Source organism: Streptomyces sp. NPDC048639 (assembly GCF_043199075.1).
GTDB lineage: Bacteria > Actinomycetota > Actinomycetes > Streptomycetales > Streptomycetaceae > Streptomyces.
The window spans coordinates 242,884-260,006 of the sequence record NZ_JBICVP010000004.1 but is presented as its reverse complement, the minus strand read 5'-3'; the positions used below and the strand labels follow the sequence as shown (position 1 = coordinate 260,006).

Here is a 17,123-nt window from a genome sequence, read left to right as displayed (position 1 = left end):
AGTACTCAGCAGCCACCGCCGAACTCCGCGAATGCAACGAAAACCAGTGAAAGCTGCGAACACGACGGCCGGGCCCGCCTCCACACCTGCCGGAAACCGATGGACGGCCGCTCCGGCAGCGGGTTACGGTCCCCGCGACGCCCACGTACGAGGAAGGAGGCGAGAGACATGCTCCGCATTCCGTTCATGCGCTCCCGCCCCGACTCCCGGGCGTTCTCCGGCTGAACGAGCCGGCCTGACTCATCCGCCGGGAGCGCGCAGCCGCCTTCCGGAAGGAACTCCCGTGACCGAACTGGTCTTTCGCGCTCTCACCGAGAGCGATGCCCACCTCTTCTCCACCCTCCCCGCCACCACGCTGCTCGGCCGCTCTCTCGTGGGCCACGGCTACAGCCCCGTCCATGAGGGCGGCCAGTACCGCCCCGACTGGACCTGGGTCGCGCTGCGCGAGGGCAGGGTCGTCGCCCGGGCCGCGTGGTGGGGCGCGCCCGATGACGACAAGCCGATGGTTCTGGACTGGTTCGACTTCGCGGACGGGGAGGCCGAGGCCGCCGTCCGGCTGCTGCGCGCGGCGCCGCTGCATGCCGAGTACGACCTGCTGCTACCTCCGGGCTGGCGCGAGCAGCCGGAGGTACGGGTCGAGGCGCAGGCACGTATCGACGCGGCCATCGCCGCCGGTCTGGCTCCGCTCGTCGAGCGGTACCGCTATGTGTGGACACCCGGGTGCGGGCTGCCGGAGCGGCCCGGCAGGCTCACCTTCCGGCCGGAACCGGACGACGACGTGGTCCTGGACGTGCTGCGTCGCATCGGCGAGGGCAGTCTCGACGCCCACGCGCGGCACACCGCCGACAGGGACGGCGCGGAGGCGGCGGCACGCGAGGAGCTGGACCTCCTGAAGTGGCTGCCGTCGCCCCGCGGTTGGTGGCAGCTCGCGTACGACGCGGAGGGCACGCAGGTCGGCATCCACGTCCCGGCAGGGAACCTCAGCGGTCCCTGCGTCGGCTTCATCGGCGTCCTGCCGGAGCAACGCGGTCACGGCTATGCGTACGAGCTGCTGGTGGACTGCACGCACCGGCTGGTCGCGGAGGGGGCGGAGTGGATCGCGGCGGCGACGGACCAGCAGAACTTCCCGATGGCCGCCGCCTTCGCGAAGGCGGGCTACCCGGTCACCCAGGAACGCATCAACCTCGTCTGAAGCCCGGTGGTGTCACGGCCCCGACCGTGCGCGGCACTTCGGTGTGAGCGTCGGGCTTCCCGCCCGGCGGGGCGGCCTGCCCGCCGGGTCGGGACGGTACGGCCCCGGCCCGCGCCCGTACGGCCTGCCGCAACAGCCCCGTCCGGGTGGCGCTGACGCCCTCCCCCGGCCCGCGCCCGTACGGCCTGCCGCGCCGACGTGCGGGCGGCGGGCGATCCCGGGCCGTACGGGCCGGACGGGCACGGCTGGCAGCCCGGGGAGGGAGCCCGTGGAGGGAGGGGGAGCGAGCCGGGCGCGGCCGTCGGTGCGCCCGGCGCCCGGTCGCGCAGCAGCCCGCCGCCCCGGGCGGGCCGGGAAACGCTGCGTCAATTCCTGTGTCTCCTCCGTCACTTCGTGAAACGATGTTGCGACCGTGACCGCGTGTGCGCCGTCCGTATCCGATCCGAACCAACGGCGCCCGCGTACCGGAAGGGGGAGATCATGCTTCAGGCTGCCACCGCGCAGGCGGGCCACGCGCCGCCCGCAGGGCTGGCCGAGGTGGCCGGGCTCGTGCGCGAATGCTGGACGCGCCTCCCGCCCGGGCAGGACCGTCCGCTGCCCGTGGTCGTCCTGCTGGGCCGCCCGGGCAGCGGCAAGACACATGCGCTGGACCACTTCGAGGCCGTCACCGAAGGCGCGCCGGTCGCCCGCATCGACCTGTCCGCGGCCGCCGAGCAGCGCCCGCACGAAGTGGCGCTGCACCTGGCGTTCCTGCTCGCCCGCAAGCACCGCGGCAGCAAGCCGCTGCGCTTCCCGCGGCTGCTGCTGGGCCTGCTCGCCGTGCAGCCGCAGCTCTCGCTGACCGACCGTACGCAGGCCACGCGCGAGCTGCGGCGCGCGCTGCGGCAGGCCCGCAACCGCGGGACGGCGGCGGACGCGGGCGAGGGCATCGCCGGTCTGGTGGAGACGCTGGGCCTCTCCCCCGTTCCCGGCATAGACCTGATCCTGGGCGTGCTGCTGCGCGGGTTCGAGTACATGCCGGCGAGCACGTTCCTCAACCGGGCGCTGGCCTCGTACGGTTCGTCGGGCCCCGCCAGCGCGCTGGAGGAGCTGGTGGAGCTCAACCGGCGCAACCGCACCGGCATCGCGGCCGACCGGGACTTCGTGGACCGGCGGCTGTGCCTGGCCTTCCTCGACGACCTGATCGCCGCGTACCACCGCACCCGCCGCGGACACAGCGCACTTGCGCTGCTGGACGACATCGACCACAACCACGGCGCCACCCGCTTCCTCGACCTGCTGCTGGCGCTGCGCACCGAGCGGGCCAGGGCCGAGATGTACGACCCGCTGCTGATCGTCGCGACCAGCGCCACCACCCAGGCCGTGCCGGGCCCCTGCGACGGCGGCCCGGACGACCCGCACACCGTCCACCCCGCCGACGCCTCGTACGCCGCCTGGCGCGCCGGGGCCGGGACACCGCTGTACGACTGGTGGTATCCGCTGCGGCTGCGCGACCTCGACGAGGTCGAAGTGGCCCTGGAGGCCTCGCGGTTCGAGTCGGCTGCCGCGCGTCGCACCGGCCGGCCGGAAGCCGGGGTGCTCCCCCGCAGCACCCCGCTGGTGCACCGCCTCACCTACGGGCACCCGTGGAGCGTGACCCAACTCCACGGAGCCATCGACCGGTTGCTGGAGCACAGCCCCGAGGACGATCTGCACGGCCTGCTGGACGCTCCCGTCGAGGAGCGGGGTGCCGTCGGCCCCGGCGCCGCGCGCGGCCCCCAGCTCGCCGCCGCCGTCCGCGGCCATCTCCTGGACGGGCTGACGGCGGGTCAGCGTGCCGCCGCGACCCTGATCGCCGCCGCCCGCACCCCGAAGGCGGCCGTCAACGCGGGCCTGCTGAACGGCCGGCCGGAGCACGACAGGGAGACGGTGATGCGGGAGTTGCGCACCCGGCTGTGGCTGTCCCGCCCGGTGCCCGAGGACGCCAACACCCGTGGCGGGAAGGGCCCTTCGGGCTATCTGCGCACCTGGTCCGGCCACCCGGGCAGCGCCGACGTACCCGACACGACCTACGACGGGCGTCCCGTCCTGCACCCGTGGCTGCGGCTGCTGCTGCTCGACGAGCTGTCCGGTCCGCCGGCCGGCACCGAGGAGGAGTGGCAGTCCATCCACAGCACGCTGGCGGACTGGCACCACCGCCATGGACAGCCGCTGGACTCCCTCTACCACCGGCTGGCGATCAACCGTCTCGACGAGGTCGTGCGGTACTTCTCCACCGGTCTCACCGCCCCCGACCTGCGGCCCTGGCTGCGGGAGCTGTACCACGTGACCGCGGCGCCGGTGTACCGCGCGCAGCTCTCGGACGCCCCGCCGACGCGCCGCTCCGGCGAACTGGCGCACGAGCACGCCCCGGAGGCGTACACGGACCGGGCGCTCGGACGGCCGCTGGCCGAGCTGTGCGCCGCGCTGTGGCTGGCCGGGGATCCGCGCAACCGGTTGCCTCCGGGCAGCCCCGAACTCAACTACAAGATCAGCGCGATGTTCCGGCAGCTCGCCATGTCCGCCGACGCGGACGCGGACACGCTGCTGGACGAGGCCGCCCGCTTCTCCGACTGACGGATCGATTTCTCCGCCTGCCGGACCGACCCGACTCTCCCCACGGACCGACCCCACTCCCCTCAGCGACCCGACTCTCCCCCACGGACCGCCCCGACTCCCCCGCGGACCACCGCGACGGCCGGCGGCGCACGGGCGGACCGCTTCTCCGGCCGGAGGACCACGGTCCGCCGGCCGCCTTCAGTCCGACGGCACGGGCCGCGTGCCGTACGACACGAGCCAACGGAAGGACTCCCATGCCGCCGACTGGATCCTGGGTACGCAACCGCCCGCTGTGGGCCCGCTGGCCCTGGAACGCCGTGTCGGCCCTCGCCCTGCTCGCCCTCCTCGCGGGTGCTCTCGTCTGGCTGCTGCGCCCGGAGGACACCTCCTGCGCCACGGGCGTCGAACGGGTCGGCACCCCCGAGCAGTGCGTCGGCGTGACCGACGGCTCGTATCTCTTCAGCGACGGCACGCCGAAGACGGGGAAGAACCTCGCCCAGGTCTCCCGGCTGATCCGTGCGGAGAACGAGCGGGTCGCGCGCGAGAGCGCGAAGGCGGGCGGCCCGAGCTTTGTCGGCATCGTCTATCTGATGCCGATGATCCCCCGGCCCGGGGACAGCAACACCCCCGACTCCGTCCGCCATGAGCTGCAGGGCGCCTACACCGCTCAGTACGAGGCCAACCACAAGGACAAGTACGGCGACACCCCCAAGGTCAAGCTGCTGCTCGCCAACAGCGGCGTGAGCAAGGAGCAGCGCACCGCCGCGCTGCAACGGATCGGAGAGCGTGTCGAGCGCGACCGCATCGTCGCCGTGGCGGGCCTCGGCACCAGTACGGACGCCACGGAGGCGATGATCCGTACGATCACCGCGGACCGGGAGGACGGCGGTCTCGAACTCGCCGCCACGGGCTCGGTCCTCACCGCCGACACGCTCAGCAAGGTCAAGGGCCTGGTGCGGGTGGCGCCGACCAACGCCGACGAGGCGGCCGCCGCCGCGGCCCTGCTGAAGCGCAAGCCGTACACCGGCAAGCGGGTGCTGGTGATACAGGACTCCCGCCCCGACGACCAGTACACCCGCACCCTGGGCGAGGCCTTTCTGCGCGCCTTCCCGAAGGACCGGCTGGCCGGGAAGGTCGAGGAGTACGACTCCTCGCGCGAGGGCGTGGCCACGGCGTTCAAGACACGGATGTCCCAGCTGTGCGCCGAGAAGCCGGACGTCGTCTACTTCGCGGGGCGCGGCATCGATCTGCCGCGCTTCCTCGCCCCGCTCAAGGACCGCCCCTGCAGCGACCGCGAGCTGGTGGTCCTCTCCGGGGACGACGTGTCGCAGTCCGCGCAGGCCGCGGGGTTCGACCAGATCAAGGAGACCCTGCGCAGCGGGAACGTCCGGCTGCTCTACACGGGCCTCGCCCACCCGGGCGCGTGGAAGAAGAAGGCCGCCGCCTACCCCGGGTGGGGCGTGGGTTCCTTCGGGGACGGGGGCCGCTACCGTTCGGCGTTCCCCGAGGAGACACTCGACGACGGCCAGGCCATCATGGGCCATGACTCCGTGATCACCGCGGTGTCCGGCGTACGGCTCGCGGCCCGGGCGTCGGAGTCCAACGGCCGGGTGACCGGCTCGCAGACCATCCAGATCTGGAAGTCGCTGCACGGCGTCGAGTCGGTGAAAGGCGCCAGCGGGCTGATCTCCCTGAGCAACGACGGATCCCCCGAGCGCAAGGCGGTGCCCGTCATCGAGATAGCGCCGGGCGGCAGCGTCCGCACCCTGGATGTCTCGGCCAGCTCGGGCAGTCCGCTGAGCGAGAAGGACCTCGGCTGACCGCACGGGACGGCGACCGGCCGTACGCGGCGCTCCCGCGGGTACGCGAGAACCTGGGGACGCGGTGACGCGGTGACGCAGTGACGCAGTGAGGCAGTGACGCGGTGAGGACGGGTGTCGAGGAGCGACCGAGGAGCCGTCAATGCTGTTCGAGGTGTGGGCGCCGGAGGCCGGACGGGTCGAGCTGCACCTGGACGGTGCGGCACATCCCATGGAGCACGACACCCGCCGGGACGGCTGGTGGCGGGCCGAGGCGGAGGCCGGCGACGGCGCCCGCTACGGCTTCGCGCTCGACGGCGGCCCCGTCCTGCCCGACCCGCGCTCCCGCCGCCAGCCGGACGGCCCGGACGGGCTCAGCGCCGTCGTGGACCACGCCCGCTTCGTGTGGCGGCACCCGTGGCACGGCAGGCCGCTGCCCGGCGCGGTGCTGTACGAGCTGCACATCGGCACGTACACGCGCGAGGGCACGTTCGACGCGGCGGCCCGACGGCTGGGCCATCTGGCCGAGTTGGGGGTCACGCACATCGAGCTGATGCCGGTGTGCCCGTTCCCCGGCACACACGGCTGGGGCTACGAGGGTGTGTCGCTGTGGGCGGTGCATGAACCGTACGGCGGCCCGGACGGGCTGAAGCGCTTCGTCGACGCCGCCCACGCGCACGGGCTCGGCGTGGTGCTGGACGTGGTGCACAACCACCTCGGCCCCTCCGGCAACCACCTCCCGGCCTTCGGCCCGTACTTCACCGAGACGCACCACACGCCGTGGGGTGACGCCGTGAACCTCGACGCACCGGGCTCCGACGAGGTGCGGGCGTACCTGATCGGCAGCGCGCTGGGCTGGCTGGGCGACTACCGGCTCGACGGCCTCCGCCTGGACGCCGTGCACGCCCTGCACGACACGCGCGCTCAGCCCTTCCTGGCCGAACTGTCCGCCGCCGTGGACACCCTGGCCGCCGGGGCCGGGCGTCCGCTGTTCCTCGTCGCCGAGTCCGACCTCAACGACCCTCGCACCACGACGCCCCGCGAGGCCGGCGGACTGGGTCTGCACGCCCAGTGGAACGACGACTTCCACCACGCCGTGCACTCCGCGCTCACCGGTGAGGCGCAGGGCTACTACGCCGACTTCGCACACGAGGCACCCGCCGCCCTCGCCAAGACCCTCACCTGCGGCTTCTTCCACAACGGCACATACTCCAGCTTCCGCGGCAGGACCCACGGCCGTCCGCTGGACCCGCGCATGACGCCCGCTCACCGGCTGCTGGCCTACGCGCAGACGCACGACCAGGTCGGCAACCGCGCGCTGGGCGACCGGCTGGCGGCGCACCTCAGCCCCGGGCTGCTGGCCTGTACGGCGGCGCTCGTCCTCACCTCACCGTTCACCCCGATGCTCTTCATGGGCGAGGAGTGGGGGGCGCGGACACCCTGGCAGTTCTTCACCGACCACACGGACCCGGAGCTCGCGGCAGCCATACGGGAGGGGCGCAGACGGGAGTTCGGCGGGCACGGCTGGGCCGCATCCGACATCCCCGATCCGCAGGACCCGGCCACCCGGGACCGGTCGTGCCTGGACTGGTCCGAGCCGGACCGCGCCCCGCACGCCCGGCTCCTGGCCTGGCACCGCTCACTGATCGCGCTGCGCCGGGCCCGCCCCGAGCTGACCGACCCGGACCTGACGGCGGTCCGGGTCGCGTACGACGCGCGGGAGCGGTGGCTGGTGGTGACGCGCGGTGCCGTGCGGACCGCGGTGAATCTGTCCGGGGACGGCGAGGTGAAGGTGCCGGTCGGCCACGGGCGGGCGGAGGTCCTGGCGGCATGGGAAACGTGCGCGCCTCCGGAAGGGGACGGACTGCTCCGCCTCCCGCCGGAGTCCGCGGCGGTGGTGGCCGTCGGCGGCTGACGGCCGCGGCGCGGAGGCCGGGGAGAGGCTGGGCCCGGTCGCGCAACACGGCCCCGGTCCGATACGCGCACACCCCGGTCGCGTATAGGCACGGGCGCCCGGTCGCGTACGCGCACAGGCCCCGTCCCGTACAGACCGTCCTCGCCCCGCCGTCTCAACCGCGCAGTGCCGTCCAGGTGTTGTCGCCCACCTTGCCGTCGGCCTCCAGCGCCCGGCTCTGCTGGAACTGCTTGACCGCCGCCTCCGTGCCCTTCCCGAAGACCCCGTCCACGCCGCCGGAGCCGATGTCGTACCCGCGGGCCTGGAGGATGCACTGCAGGGAGACGACGCTCCGGCCCTTGTCGCCCTTCTGCGTGAGCCGGTTCCCGGTGGACGGCGGACACGAACTCCACGCCCCGTCGGCCGGGCCCGTCGCCGCGGAGCCGGGGGTGGCTGCCGCCGCGTCCCTGCGCGACGCGGACGGGCTCGGGCTCTTCTTCGCTGACGCCGGCGAGCGCTTGCCGCGGGGCTTCGCGGACTTCGACGCCGTGGGCCCGGACTCGGTGAACCCGGTTTCCGGCCCGCCGGAGCGGGCCCGTGCGGTCCTCTCCTCCTGTGAGGAGCCCGATCCCGGCGCCAGGAGGGCGATCGCGCCCGCGGCCACCACGACCACCGCCGCGGCAGCCACCCCACCGGCGAGCAGAGCCCGGCGGCGGCGCCCGGGTGGCTGCGTCCCCTGGACGAGCGTGGCGTCGGACGCCCCCGGCACGTCGGCGCGCCGGCGGGTCGTCCGCCCGCCCCCGCGCGAGGCCTTGGCGACGCGCCCGCTCCAGCCGGCGCGGGAGGCGACGACCTCGGCGACCGGCCCCGGCCAGTCGTGGGCGGGTGCATGCCGGCGCGCGATGTCGACGACCTCGCGTGGCCTCGGCCGCCCCTGGACGTTCTTGCTGAGGCACCGGCCGATGAACTCGGCCAGTTCCGGGTCGGACTGCGCGACCTCCCCGAGGACGTCCGCGCTCGGCTCCGTGCGGATCACGCGGTGGACGACGTCCCCTGTCGCCCCTTCACCGAACGGCGCCACGCCGGTCGCCGCGAAGGCCAGGACCGAGCCGAGCGAGAAGACGTCCGAGAAGGGAGTCACCTCCCGGCCCTCGGCCTGTTCCGGGGACATGAACGCGGGTGTGCCGACCTGCTGACCGGCCATGGTGAGCATGGTGGCGTCGGTGCTGTGGGCGATCCCGAAGTCGATGACCCGCGCCCCGTCGTGGCCCAGCAGCACATTGGAGGGCTTCAGATCGCGGTGGACGATCCCGGCGTTGGCGATCGTCGACAGCGCCTCCCCGACCTCGCAGGCCAGCCGCCACACCACCGGTGCGGGCATCGGCCCGTGGCGGCGTACCGCGACGTCGAGGCCCGGCCCCGGGACGAAGGCGGTCGCCATCCACAGGTGCTCCTCCTCGTCGAAGCCCGAACCGAGCAGCTCCGCCGTGTAGTTGCCGTGCACCCGCCGTACGGCCTCGACCTCACGCGCGAAGCGGGTACGGAATCCGGTGTCCTCGGCGTACTCCGGGCGGATCACCTTGACGGCCACCAGGGAGCGGGCACCGTACTCGCCCGGTTCCGCGGTCTCCGGCTCCCGCGCCAGGAAGAGGCGGCCCATGCCTCCGCCGCCCAGCCGGGCGAGGACGAGGTATGGGCCGATGGCGACCGGATCCGTTCTGCGTAACTCCTCGGCGCCGAGCCGGCCGAGGTCGTTCGCGGACAGCTCCGCGGTCCAGGGGTGGGCCGCATCCGTTGTGAACATGGGTTCCCTTGTGAGGTGACGGGTCGGGGGGCATGACGGGCGGCCGTGCCATGAGAGTGGGGCAAGGTGACGGCCCGTCGGGTGCGGTGCATGGGGGAGGGTCGGTCAAGTGGCGTGCGGGGAAGGGCCGATGGGGTCCTGAACGGCCGGGTCGTTACGGGGGGGGGCGGGCCGGTCAGCGTTTGAAGGCGCCGAACGTCACCTTCCGCGGGGCGCAGACGGTGAAGTGGGCGGGGTCGCCGTTCTCCTCCGTCACCTGCACTCCGCGGGCCTCGTCCTCGGGCAGTGCGATCTCCACCTCGGACGCCTTGACCGCGCACGCGACCGCGCCCTTGCCCTTGCCGTCGAAGACCGAGTCGAGATACCCGACGACGGCCGAGACCTGCCCGTGCGCCGGGATGTCGATGGCGTACGGGCCCGCGGCCGCGTTGTCGGTCGAGACCGAACCGTGCCTGTCCTGGTCGTCCTTGGCGGTCAGGGTCGTCGCGCCGGACAGGGTGCACGGGGCGGACGAGATGTTGCGGACCAGGACGGTGCCCTTCGCGGGCCCGGCGTCGGTCGCGTTCGCCGCTGACGCGAGGAACTTCACCTCGGTGGTGTTCGTGGTGCACGAGACCAGCGCGTAGCCGCCCGTGCCCGCCCCGCCGTCGTCACCGCTGCCGCCGGTGCTCGTGTCGGTGTCGACAGTCGCCCCAGGACCGCTTGTGGTCGGGCCCTTGCCGTTGTCACCGGAGTGCTCGGAGTCCTCCGGGTCGTCGGAGGGCAGGGACGAGGTGGTCCTCCCGCCTCCCGAGGCGTCGCCGGAGTCCTCGGAACCGCAGGCCGTCAGCGTCAGCGTGGCCAGCAGAGCAGCACCGGCAGCGGCGGTGAGGGCGCGCATGGGCATGAGGGGTCGTCCTCCGTCTTGGTCGGCTCGTGTCCCGGCCACGTCACCCGCGGAACTCCCTTGCCCGGGGCCCCGATTGGACGTGGCCGCATCACGTAGGGACTGCCCTGAGGCGTGAGTGGTTCAGCCACTCAGCCAGTCCTTCACCAATGTTTCACCGGGGCCCGATCTCGCGGTCACACCCGGCCGGGAACGCCCGTCACTCGACGACGGCAAGCTCCCGCGCGGTGTTGTTCAGCCGCCGCCCGCCGTCCTCCGTGACCGTGACGATGTCCTCGATCCGTACGCCGAACCGGCCGGGCAGATAGATCCCCGGCTCGATGGAGAAGCACATGCCGGGCACGAGCGGCTGCTCCTCACCCTCGACCATGTACGGCGGCTCGTGCGTGGTCACCCCGATGCCGTGCCCGGTGCGGTGGATGAACCGATCCCCGTACCCGGCCCCGGTGATGACCGCACGCGCCACCCGGTCCACCTCCTGGCAGGCGATGCCCGGCCGCACCGCCTCGAAGGCGGCCTGCTGGGCCTGGCGTACGACGTCGTGGACCGCCTGCTCCTCGGAGGTGGGCTCGCCGACGTGCACGGTGCGGGAGGTGTCGGAGCCGTAGCCGTGCTTGAGGCCGCCGAAGTCCAGGACGACCATGTCGCCCGGCGCCATGACCCGGTCACCGGCCTCGTGGTGCGGGTCGGCGCCGTTGGGCCCCGAGCCGACCACGGTGAAATCGACCTGGGAATGGCCGAGTTGGGTGAGCAGATGGGCCAGCTCGGTGGCGATGTCGCTCTCCCGGCGGCCGGTGAAGCGGACCCGGAGGATCTCCTCGTACACGGTGTCCGCCGCCGCACCCGCCGCGGCCAGCCGCTCCAGCTCCGCGGCGTCCTTGACCGCCCGCAGCATGGGCAGGCAGTCGGTCAGGGCACTGTACGAGGTGGCGGGCAGGGCACTCTGCAGACCGAGGAGGTGCAGGGCCCAGGTGTTGTCGCTGACGCCGTAGCGGCCCGACGGGTCCAGCAGCGGCGCGGCTGCCCCGTACGGGTCCTTGCCGTCGGCCCAGTCCTGGAAGGAGAGGGCGCTCGCCCCCGCCGCGTGCTCCGCGTCGCCGCGCTCCAGCGTGGGCACCACGAGCACCGGGTCCTCGCCCGGTGCCAGCACGAGCAGGGTGAGCCGCTCGGTGGCCACCGGCTGGTAGCCGGTGAGATGGACGAGGTCCGGCCCCGGGGACACCAGCAGGCCCGCGAGCCCCGCCTCCGCGGCCGCGCGTGCGGCGTTCTCCATCCGGGCGGCGTAGACCTCGCCGGTGAAGGGGGCGGGTGTCGCGTCCATTGCGGTCTCCTCATCGAAGTCGGCTCCGGTGCCGAACCGGCCCGGCGCTCGCTGCGGCCGGCCGCGGGCGGCCCCACCCCCAGCATCGCAGTCCGCATCCGCCTCGGCTCGGGAATGTCCTGGAGCCGTGACGCCATCGGACCGCGGGCCGGGCGGGAGCCGCGGGTGCGGGCCGGTGCGGGTCACCGGTGCGGGCCGCGGCGCTCAGCTCTCCAGGGCCATCCGAATGCCGAGGGCGACCAGCACGCCGCCCGAGATCTGCTCCATCCGGCGCCGCACCACGGCCCGGTCGAAGAGCTTCTTCATCCGGCCGACGCACCACACGTACACGCTGTACCAGCCGATCTCGTAGACGGCCCACAGCGCCGCGAGGCCCACCATCGTGGGCAGCTGGGGTGCCCCGTCGGGCACGAACTGCGGCAGGAAGGACATCGCGAAGATCGCACACTTCGGGTTGGCCAGATTCATCAGCAGCCCGGCCCGGTACGAGCGCCAGGACGAGACCACCACGATGCGCGCGGGCTCCCCCGTCTCGCCGTCCTTGCCGTGCCGGCGGGCCGAGCGGATCGCCTGGATCCCGAACCAGACGAGCACCACGGCGCCGACGATCCGCATCACGTCGTACGCGAGCTGGGAGGCCGCCAGCAGGGCCGTGAGCCCGAAGGCCGCGACGACGCCCCAGATGAAGACCCCGGACTCGTTGCCGAGCACGGTGAAGAAACCGGCACGCTTGCTCTGCAGCGACTGCCGGATGATCAGGACGGTGCTCGGTCCGGGCGTGGCGGCGATCAGCGTGCAGGCGCCGAGGAAGGCGATCAGGGTGCTCAGCATCTGGCCATGGTGGCCGGGACGGGGCCGCCTGGCCAGTCAATTATCGGATGAATCAGCCACCCAACGGCGAGGCGGTACGCGGGAGCGGCACGAGCGAGCGAATGAAGCGACGAGGCGTGGACGTGGCGGTCCGCGCCGGGGACGCGCGGAAGGACGGTGGCGCCCCCGAGCCATGGGGGAGGCCGCTCGGGGGCGCCGGTTCCGCCGCGCGCCACCGGGGGGTGATGGCGCTCGACATCACCGTGGCCGGTGGCAGTCCCGCGACGGGAGTGAACGGCCGTGACGTCAGCGCGTCGTAAGAACTCCCGGGCCAAGAACCGTACGGGCGCGCTCGGTTCCGGTGGCGGATCTCGAAGTCGGCGAGGCTGCCGCTACCCTCACCGGTGAAGTCGGCTTCACGTCATCGCGGAGTCCCACCTCGGCGCGTGGACCGCGCACCATGGCGGAGCTTCACGTCGAGGCAGCACGCCAAGGTCCGGGGACGACGGGAGGAGGAGGCATGGGCGAGCGTCTGCTGGACATCGGGGAGGTCGCCGAGCGCACCGGAGTCGCTGCCTCCGCCCTCCGCTACTACGAGCGGCTCGGTCTTCTGGAACCAGCGGGCCGCAACGGCCTGCGGCGGACCTATCGCCCCGACGCCCTCGACCGGATCGCGCTGATCCTCAACGCCCGCGCCGCGGGCTTCTCCCTCAACGAACTGGGTGAGCTGCTGGAGTGCGCCCCGAACGTCCTGCGCACCCGCCTCAGGGAGAAGACACAGGACATCGGCCGCCGCATCGCGGCCCTGGAAGAGACCCGGGACCGGCTCGGCCACGCCCTGACCTGCCGCGCCCCCTCCCTCCTGGACTGCCCCACCTTCCGCGCCGAACTCCGCAGCTCCCTGCCCGGCCACTGAGCCGGGCGGGCAGGTGCCGATCCCGGCCGAACCACCGCTCGTGGCCGCCGAGTCGAACGGTGTCGGCGTGGGATGGCGCCTGACCGGACCCGTACACAGGGTCAGCGTACGGCCACCCTGAGTGGACAGCGGGGGTAACGGACCGTGACCATGGGCGAGTTGGCTCATGGAGGGACGGACATGACGAGCAACAACGAGCCGGAGCCGGTGGACAGCCTCAAGGCGTTCGGGGCGGTGGCCAAGGTCTTCCGCGAACGGGCGCGCCTCACCCAGGAGGAGCTGGCCCCGCTCGTCCGCTACGCCCCGGAAACGGTTGCCTCCATCGAGCAGGGCCGCCGCTTCCCGCAGCCGGAGTTCATCGAGCGGGCGGAGGAGGCCCTCGACGCGTTCGGAGCGCTACGGGCGGCGGCCCGCCACTTGGCGCGAAGGCCGGGCCTGGCGTCCTGGTTCCGGCAGTGGGCGAGTCTGGAGGAAGAGGCCGTCAGTCTCTGCATGTACGAGTGCCGCGCGATCCCTGGTCTGTTGCAGACGGAGGCATACGCGCGGGCCGTGTTTCACAGTGGAGTGCCTCCACTGGCCGACCACGAGATCGAGACCCAGCTCGCAGCTCGCCTGGAACGCCAGCGCCTACTCAAGGAGAGGCCAAACACATCCTTCAGCTTCATCGCCGAAGAGGCACTGATCAGGCGCCGCACAGGAGGAGCAGACACTGCTCGCGGGCTCATCGACCATCTACTGGAGTGCGCAGCGCTACGAAATGTCGAGATCCAGGTCATGCCCTTGGTACGGGAAGAACATGCCGGGCTGAACGGGCCCATCCGGCTGCTGGAGACACCCGACCACCAATGGTTCGGTTACTCCGAAGGGCAACGCAGCGGCCAGCTGATCTCTGACCGGAAAGAGGTCAGCGTGCTCCAGATGCGTTATGCGAAACTGCGTTCACAGGCTCTCACCCCCGAAGACTCGGCGAGCCTGCTGACGCAGATGCGAGGAGCGTTATGAGTACCAGCGAGCTGGCCTGGTTCAAGAGCAGCTACAGCGGAAGCGACGGCGACGAGTGCGTTGAAGTCGCGCTCCCCTGGCACAAGTCGAGCCACAGCGGAAGCGCCGGCGACAGCTGCGTCGAGGTCGCCACCTGCCCCGACACCGTCCACGTCCGGGACTCCAAGGACAAGCAGGGCCCCCAGCTCGCGTTCTCCCCCGCCGCCTGGTCGGATTTCGTGGCCTTCGCCGCAGCCCGGGGCTGAACCTCCCGGCCGACGATTCCCTCCTCCGGGAGGCCGCGCAGAATAGCGCGGTCGACATGGTGTTTTCCCCAGCATTGCCACCCGTAGGCTGCCTGGGATCGACACTTTCCGAGCGGCCACGGAGGTCAGCCCCCCATGTCGGAACTCAATCGCCGGCGCTTCATGCAGCTCGCCGGCGGCACAGCGGCGGCCAGCATGCTGGCCCTCAGCATCGATCGCGCGACCGCGATCCCCGCGGCCCGCCGCTCCGGCACCATTGACGACATCGAGCACATTGTGGTGCTGATGCAGGAAAACCGGTCTTTCGACCACTATTTCGGCTCGCTGCGGGGCGTACGCGGCTTCGGTGACCCCCGGCCCGCTTCGCTGCCGAGCGGAAAGTCGGTGTGGCACCAGGCGGAGGGCAGCAAGGAAGTGCTGCCGTTCCGGCCCGAGGTGGAGAACCTCGGAATGCAGTTCCTCCAGGGTCTCAACCACGACTGGGGCGGCGGCCACCAGGCGTGGAACGACGGCAAGTACGACCAGTGGATACCCGCGAAGACGCCGACGACCATGGCGTATCTCACGCGGGAGGACATCCCGTTCCACTACGCGCTCGCGGACGCGTTCACCGTCTGCGACTCCTACCACTGCTCGATGATCGGTGCGACCGACCCCAACCGCTATTACATGTTGTCGGGTTACGCGGGCAACGACGGCACCGGCGGCGGGCCCGTCCTCGGCAACGAGGAGGTGGGGTACGGCTGGACGACCTACCCCGAGCGGCTGGAGAAGGCCGGGATCTCCTGGAAGGTCTACCAGGACATCGGCGACGGCCTGGACGCGAACGGCAAGTGGGGCTGGATCGACGACGCCTACCGCGGCAACTACGGCGACAACTCCCTTCTCTTCTTCAACAAGTACCGCGACGCCAAGCCCGGTGACGTGCTCTTCGAGAAGGCCCGCACGGGCACCAACGCCAAGGAGGGCGACGGCTACTTCGACCGCCTCAAGGCCGATGTGAAGGCGGACAAGCTCCCGCAGATCTCCTGGATCGCCGCCCCGGAGGCGTTCAGCGAGCACCCCAACTGGCCCGTGAACTACGGCGCCTGGTACATCGCGCAGGTCCTCGACGCCCTCACCTCCAACCCGGAGGTGTGGAGCAAGACGGCGCTGTTCATCACGTACGACGAGAACGACGGCTTCTTCGACCACGTCATGCCGCCGTTCCCGCCGTCCTCCGCCGCACAGGGCCTGTCCACGGCCGACGTCAGCGGCGACCTCTACGAGGGCGGCGCGAAGTACGAGGCCGGTCCCTACGGCATGGGACCGCGCGTGCCGATGCTCGTCGTCTCGCCCTGGAGCAAGGGCGGTTACTCCTGCTCCGAGCTGTTCGACCACACCTCGATCATCCGGTTCATGGAGCGCCGCTTCGGCGTGGAGGAGCCGAACATCTCGCCGTGGCGGCGCGCCATCTGCGGCGACCTCACCTCGGCCTTCGACTTCGGGACCGCGGACCCCGGCTCCGTGCCGCTGCCCGACACCGACGCGTACGAGCCGCCGGACCACGAGCGCCACGACGACTACATCCCCAAGGTGCCCGCGAACCCCGCCCTGCCCAAGCAGGAGTCGGGCTCACGGCCGACGCGGCCGCTGAAGTACGCGCCCGTGGTGGACGGTTCGGTGGCGGCCTCGACCGGGATCACTCTGGACTTCGGCGGCGGGGACGAGGCGGGCGCGGCCTTCACCGTCACCTCCGGGAACCGCAACGACGGACCGTGGGTGTACTCGACCGGGCCGGGCAGGACCATCTCCGACACATGGAGCACCGCCAACTCCCAGGACGCGTACGATCTTTCGGTCTTCGGCCCGAACGGCTTCCTGCGCACCTTCAAGGGTCCGGGGAAGACCGCGGGACCCGAGGTGACGGCACGTCATGACGCCCGTACGGGCAACCTCGACCTGAAGCTGACCAACAAGGGCGGCTCGGACGTCGACCTCACCGTGAGCAATGCCTACGGCGGGCAGCCCGAGACCTTCAAGGTCCGCGCCGGTGCGAGCGTCACGCACACCGTCGAGCTGCGCCGCAGCAAGCACTGGTACGACGTGTCGGTGGCCTCCGACGGCGACAAGACCTTCCTGCGCCGCTTCGCGGGCCATGTCGAGACCGGACGTCCGGGCGTCAGCGACCCGGCGACGATCACGGCCTGACCGCACCTGCGGCATACGTGGGCCCCACCGCCCGGCCGGGCGGTGGGGCCCACGTCGCTACCGCTCCGTCTCAGCCCTCTTCGGGGGCCAGCCGGAGCGAGATGCTGTTGATGCAGTACCGCTGGTCGGTCGGCACCGGGTAGCCCTCGCCCTCGAAGACATGGCCCAGGTGGGAGCCGCAGCGGGCGCAGCGCACCTCGATGCGGGCCATCCCGAAGGAGCGGTCCTCGATCAGCTCGACCGCGTCGGAGTCCTTGGGGTCGTAGAAGGACGGCCAGCCGCAGTGCGAGGCGAATTTGGTGTCGGAGCGGAACAGCTCCGCGCCGCAGGCCCGGCACTCATAGACGCCGGTGGTCTTGGTGTCCGTGTACTCGCCGGTGAACGCGGGCTCGGTGCCGGCCTCGCGGAGCACCTTGTACTCCTCGGGGGACAGCTCGGCGCGCCACTGCTCGTCCGTCTTCTGGACTTCGTAGGCCATCTCGGCTCT

General features: G+C 72.1%; 14 protein-coding genes. 9 read left to right on the top strand and 5 right to left on the bottom strand.

Going from position 1 to position 17,123, the window contains the following annotated elements:
* Positions 1 to 283: 283 nt before the first annotated feature.
* The 4 genes from ACGFNH_RS12930 (at position 284) to treZ (ending at position 7,483) form a co-directional block, all read left to right on the top strand.
* Positions 284 to 1,192, top strand: coding sequence for a GNAT family N-acetyltransferase (locus ACGFNH_RS12930; RefSeq protein WP_393653133.1), 909 nt, complete (start codon positions 284 to 286; stop codon positions 1,190 to 1,192).
* 480 nt (positions 1,193 to 1,672) lie between these two features.
* Complete coding sequence (locus ACGFNH_RS12925) at positions 1,673 to 3,787, top strand: hypothetical protein (protein ID WP_393653132.1); 2,115 nt, start codon at positions 1,673 to 1,675, stop codon at positions 3,785 to 3,787.
* Between the two features lie 236 nt (positions 3,788 to 4,023).
* Positions 4,024 to 5,589 carry an ABC transporter substrate-binding protein gene (locus ACGFNH_RS12920; protein WP_393653131.1) on the top strand — a complete coding sequence of 522 codons (1,566 nt, stop codon included), beginning with the start codon at positions 4,024 to 4,026 and terminating at the stop codon, positions 5,587 to 5,589.
* A 142-nt stretch (positions 5,590 to 5,731) separates the two neighbouring features.
* Positions 5,732 to 7,483 carry a malto-oligosyltrehalose trehalohydrolase gene (gene treZ, locus ACGFNH_RS12915; protein ID WP_393653130.1) on the top strand — a complete coding sequence of 584 codons (1,752 nt, stop codon included), beginning with the start codon at positions 5,732 to 5,734 and terminating at the stop codon, positions 7,481 to 7,483.
* A 154-nt stretch (positions 7,484 to 7,637) separates the two neighbouring features.
* Here treZ and ACGFNH_RS12910 read toward each other — a convergent pair whose 3' ends face one another.
* From ACGFNH_RS12910 to ACGFNH_RS12895, 4 genes are all read right to left on the bottom strand, one after another.
* Positions 7,638 to 9,266: a protein kinase gene (locus tag ACGFNH_RS12910; protein WP_393653129.1), complete on the bottom strand. Its 1,629-nt coding sequence runs from the start codon at positions 9,264 to 9,266 to the stop codon at positions 7,638 to 7,640.
* A gap of 175 nt (positions 9,267 to 9,441) precedes the next feature.
* The gene (locus ACGFNH_RS12905; RefSeq protein ID WP_393653128.1) at positions 9,442 to 10,152 is read right to left on the bottom strand and encodes a DUF4232 domain-containing protein; all 711 of its coding nucleotides are present in this window, start codon (positions 10,150 to 10,152) and stop codon (positions 9,442 to 9,444) included.
* A gap of 199 nt (positions 10,153 to 10,351) precedes the next feature.
* Complete coding sequence (locus ACGFNH_RS12900) at positions 10,352 to 11,473, bottom strand: M24 family metallopeptidase (protein ID WP_393653127.1); 1,122 nt, start codon at positions 11,471 to 11,473, stop codon at positions 10,352 to 10,354.
* A gap of 204 nt (positions 11,474 to 11,677) precedes the next feature.
* Positions 11,678 to 12,304, bottom strand: coding sequence for a LysE family translocator (locus ACGFNH_RS12895; RefSeq protein ID WP_393653126.1), 627 nt, complete (start codon positions 12,302 to 12,304; stop codon positions 11,678 to 11,680).
* A 47-nt stretch (positions 12,305 to 12,351) separates the two neighbouring features.
* Here ACGFNH_RS12895 and ACGFNH_RS12890 point away from each other — a divergent pair, with 47 nt between their 5' ends.
* The 5 genes from ACGFNH_RS12890 to ACGFNH_RS12870 all read left to right on the top strand — a co-directional run bounded on the left by ACGFNH_RS12890 (position 12,352) and on the right by ACGFNH_RS12870 (position 16,636).
* Positions 12,352 to 12,603, top strand: a complete 252-nt coding sequence (locus tag ACGFNH_RS12890) for a hypothetical protein (protein ID WP_393653125.1) — start codon at positions 12,352 to 12,354, stop codon at positions 12,601 to 12,603.
* A 200-nt stretch (positions 12,604 to 12,803) separates the two neighbouring features.
* Positions 12,804 to 13,199, top strand: a complete 396-nt coding sequence (locus ACGFNH_RS12885) for a MerR family transcriptional regulator (RefSeq protein WP_393653124.1) — start codon at positions 12,804 to 12,806, stop codon at positions 13,197 to 13,199.
* 180 nt (positions 13,200 to 13,379) lie between these two features.
* Entirely contained in the window at positions 13,380 to 14,201 is an 822-nt protein-coding gene (locus ACGFNH_RS12880; protein WP_393653123.1) for a Scr1 family TA system antitoxin-like transcriptional regulator, read from the top strand.
* On the top strand, positions 14,198 to 14,446 hold the full coding sequence (locus ACGFNH_RS12875) for a DUF397 domain-containing protein (protein ID WP_393653122.1): 249 nt from the start codon (positions 14,198 to 14,200) through the stop codon (positions 14,444 to 14,446). The genes ACGFNH_RS12880 and ACGFNH_RS12875 overlap by 4 nt, the downstream gene beginning before the upstream one ends.
* A gap of 135 nt (positions 14,447 to 14,581) precedes the next feature.
* A complete protein-coding gene (locus ACGFNH_RS12870; protein WP_393653121.1) occupies positions 14,582 to 16,636 on the top strand; it encodes a phosphocholine-specific phospholipase C in 2,055 nt (684 codons plus the stop codon).
* Between the two features lie 70 nt (positions 16,637 to 16,706).
* Here ACGFNH_RS12870 and msrB read toward each other — a convergent pair whose 3' ends face one another.
* Positions 16,707 to 17,114 (bottom strand): peptide-methionine (R)-S-oxide reductase MsrB, encoded by a 408-nt coding sequence (gene msrB / locus ACGFNH_RS12865; protein WP_393653120.1) that lies wholly within the window; start codon positions 17,112 to 17,114, stop codon positions 16,707 to 16,709.
* Positions 17,115 to 17,123 lie beyond the last annotated feature (9 nt).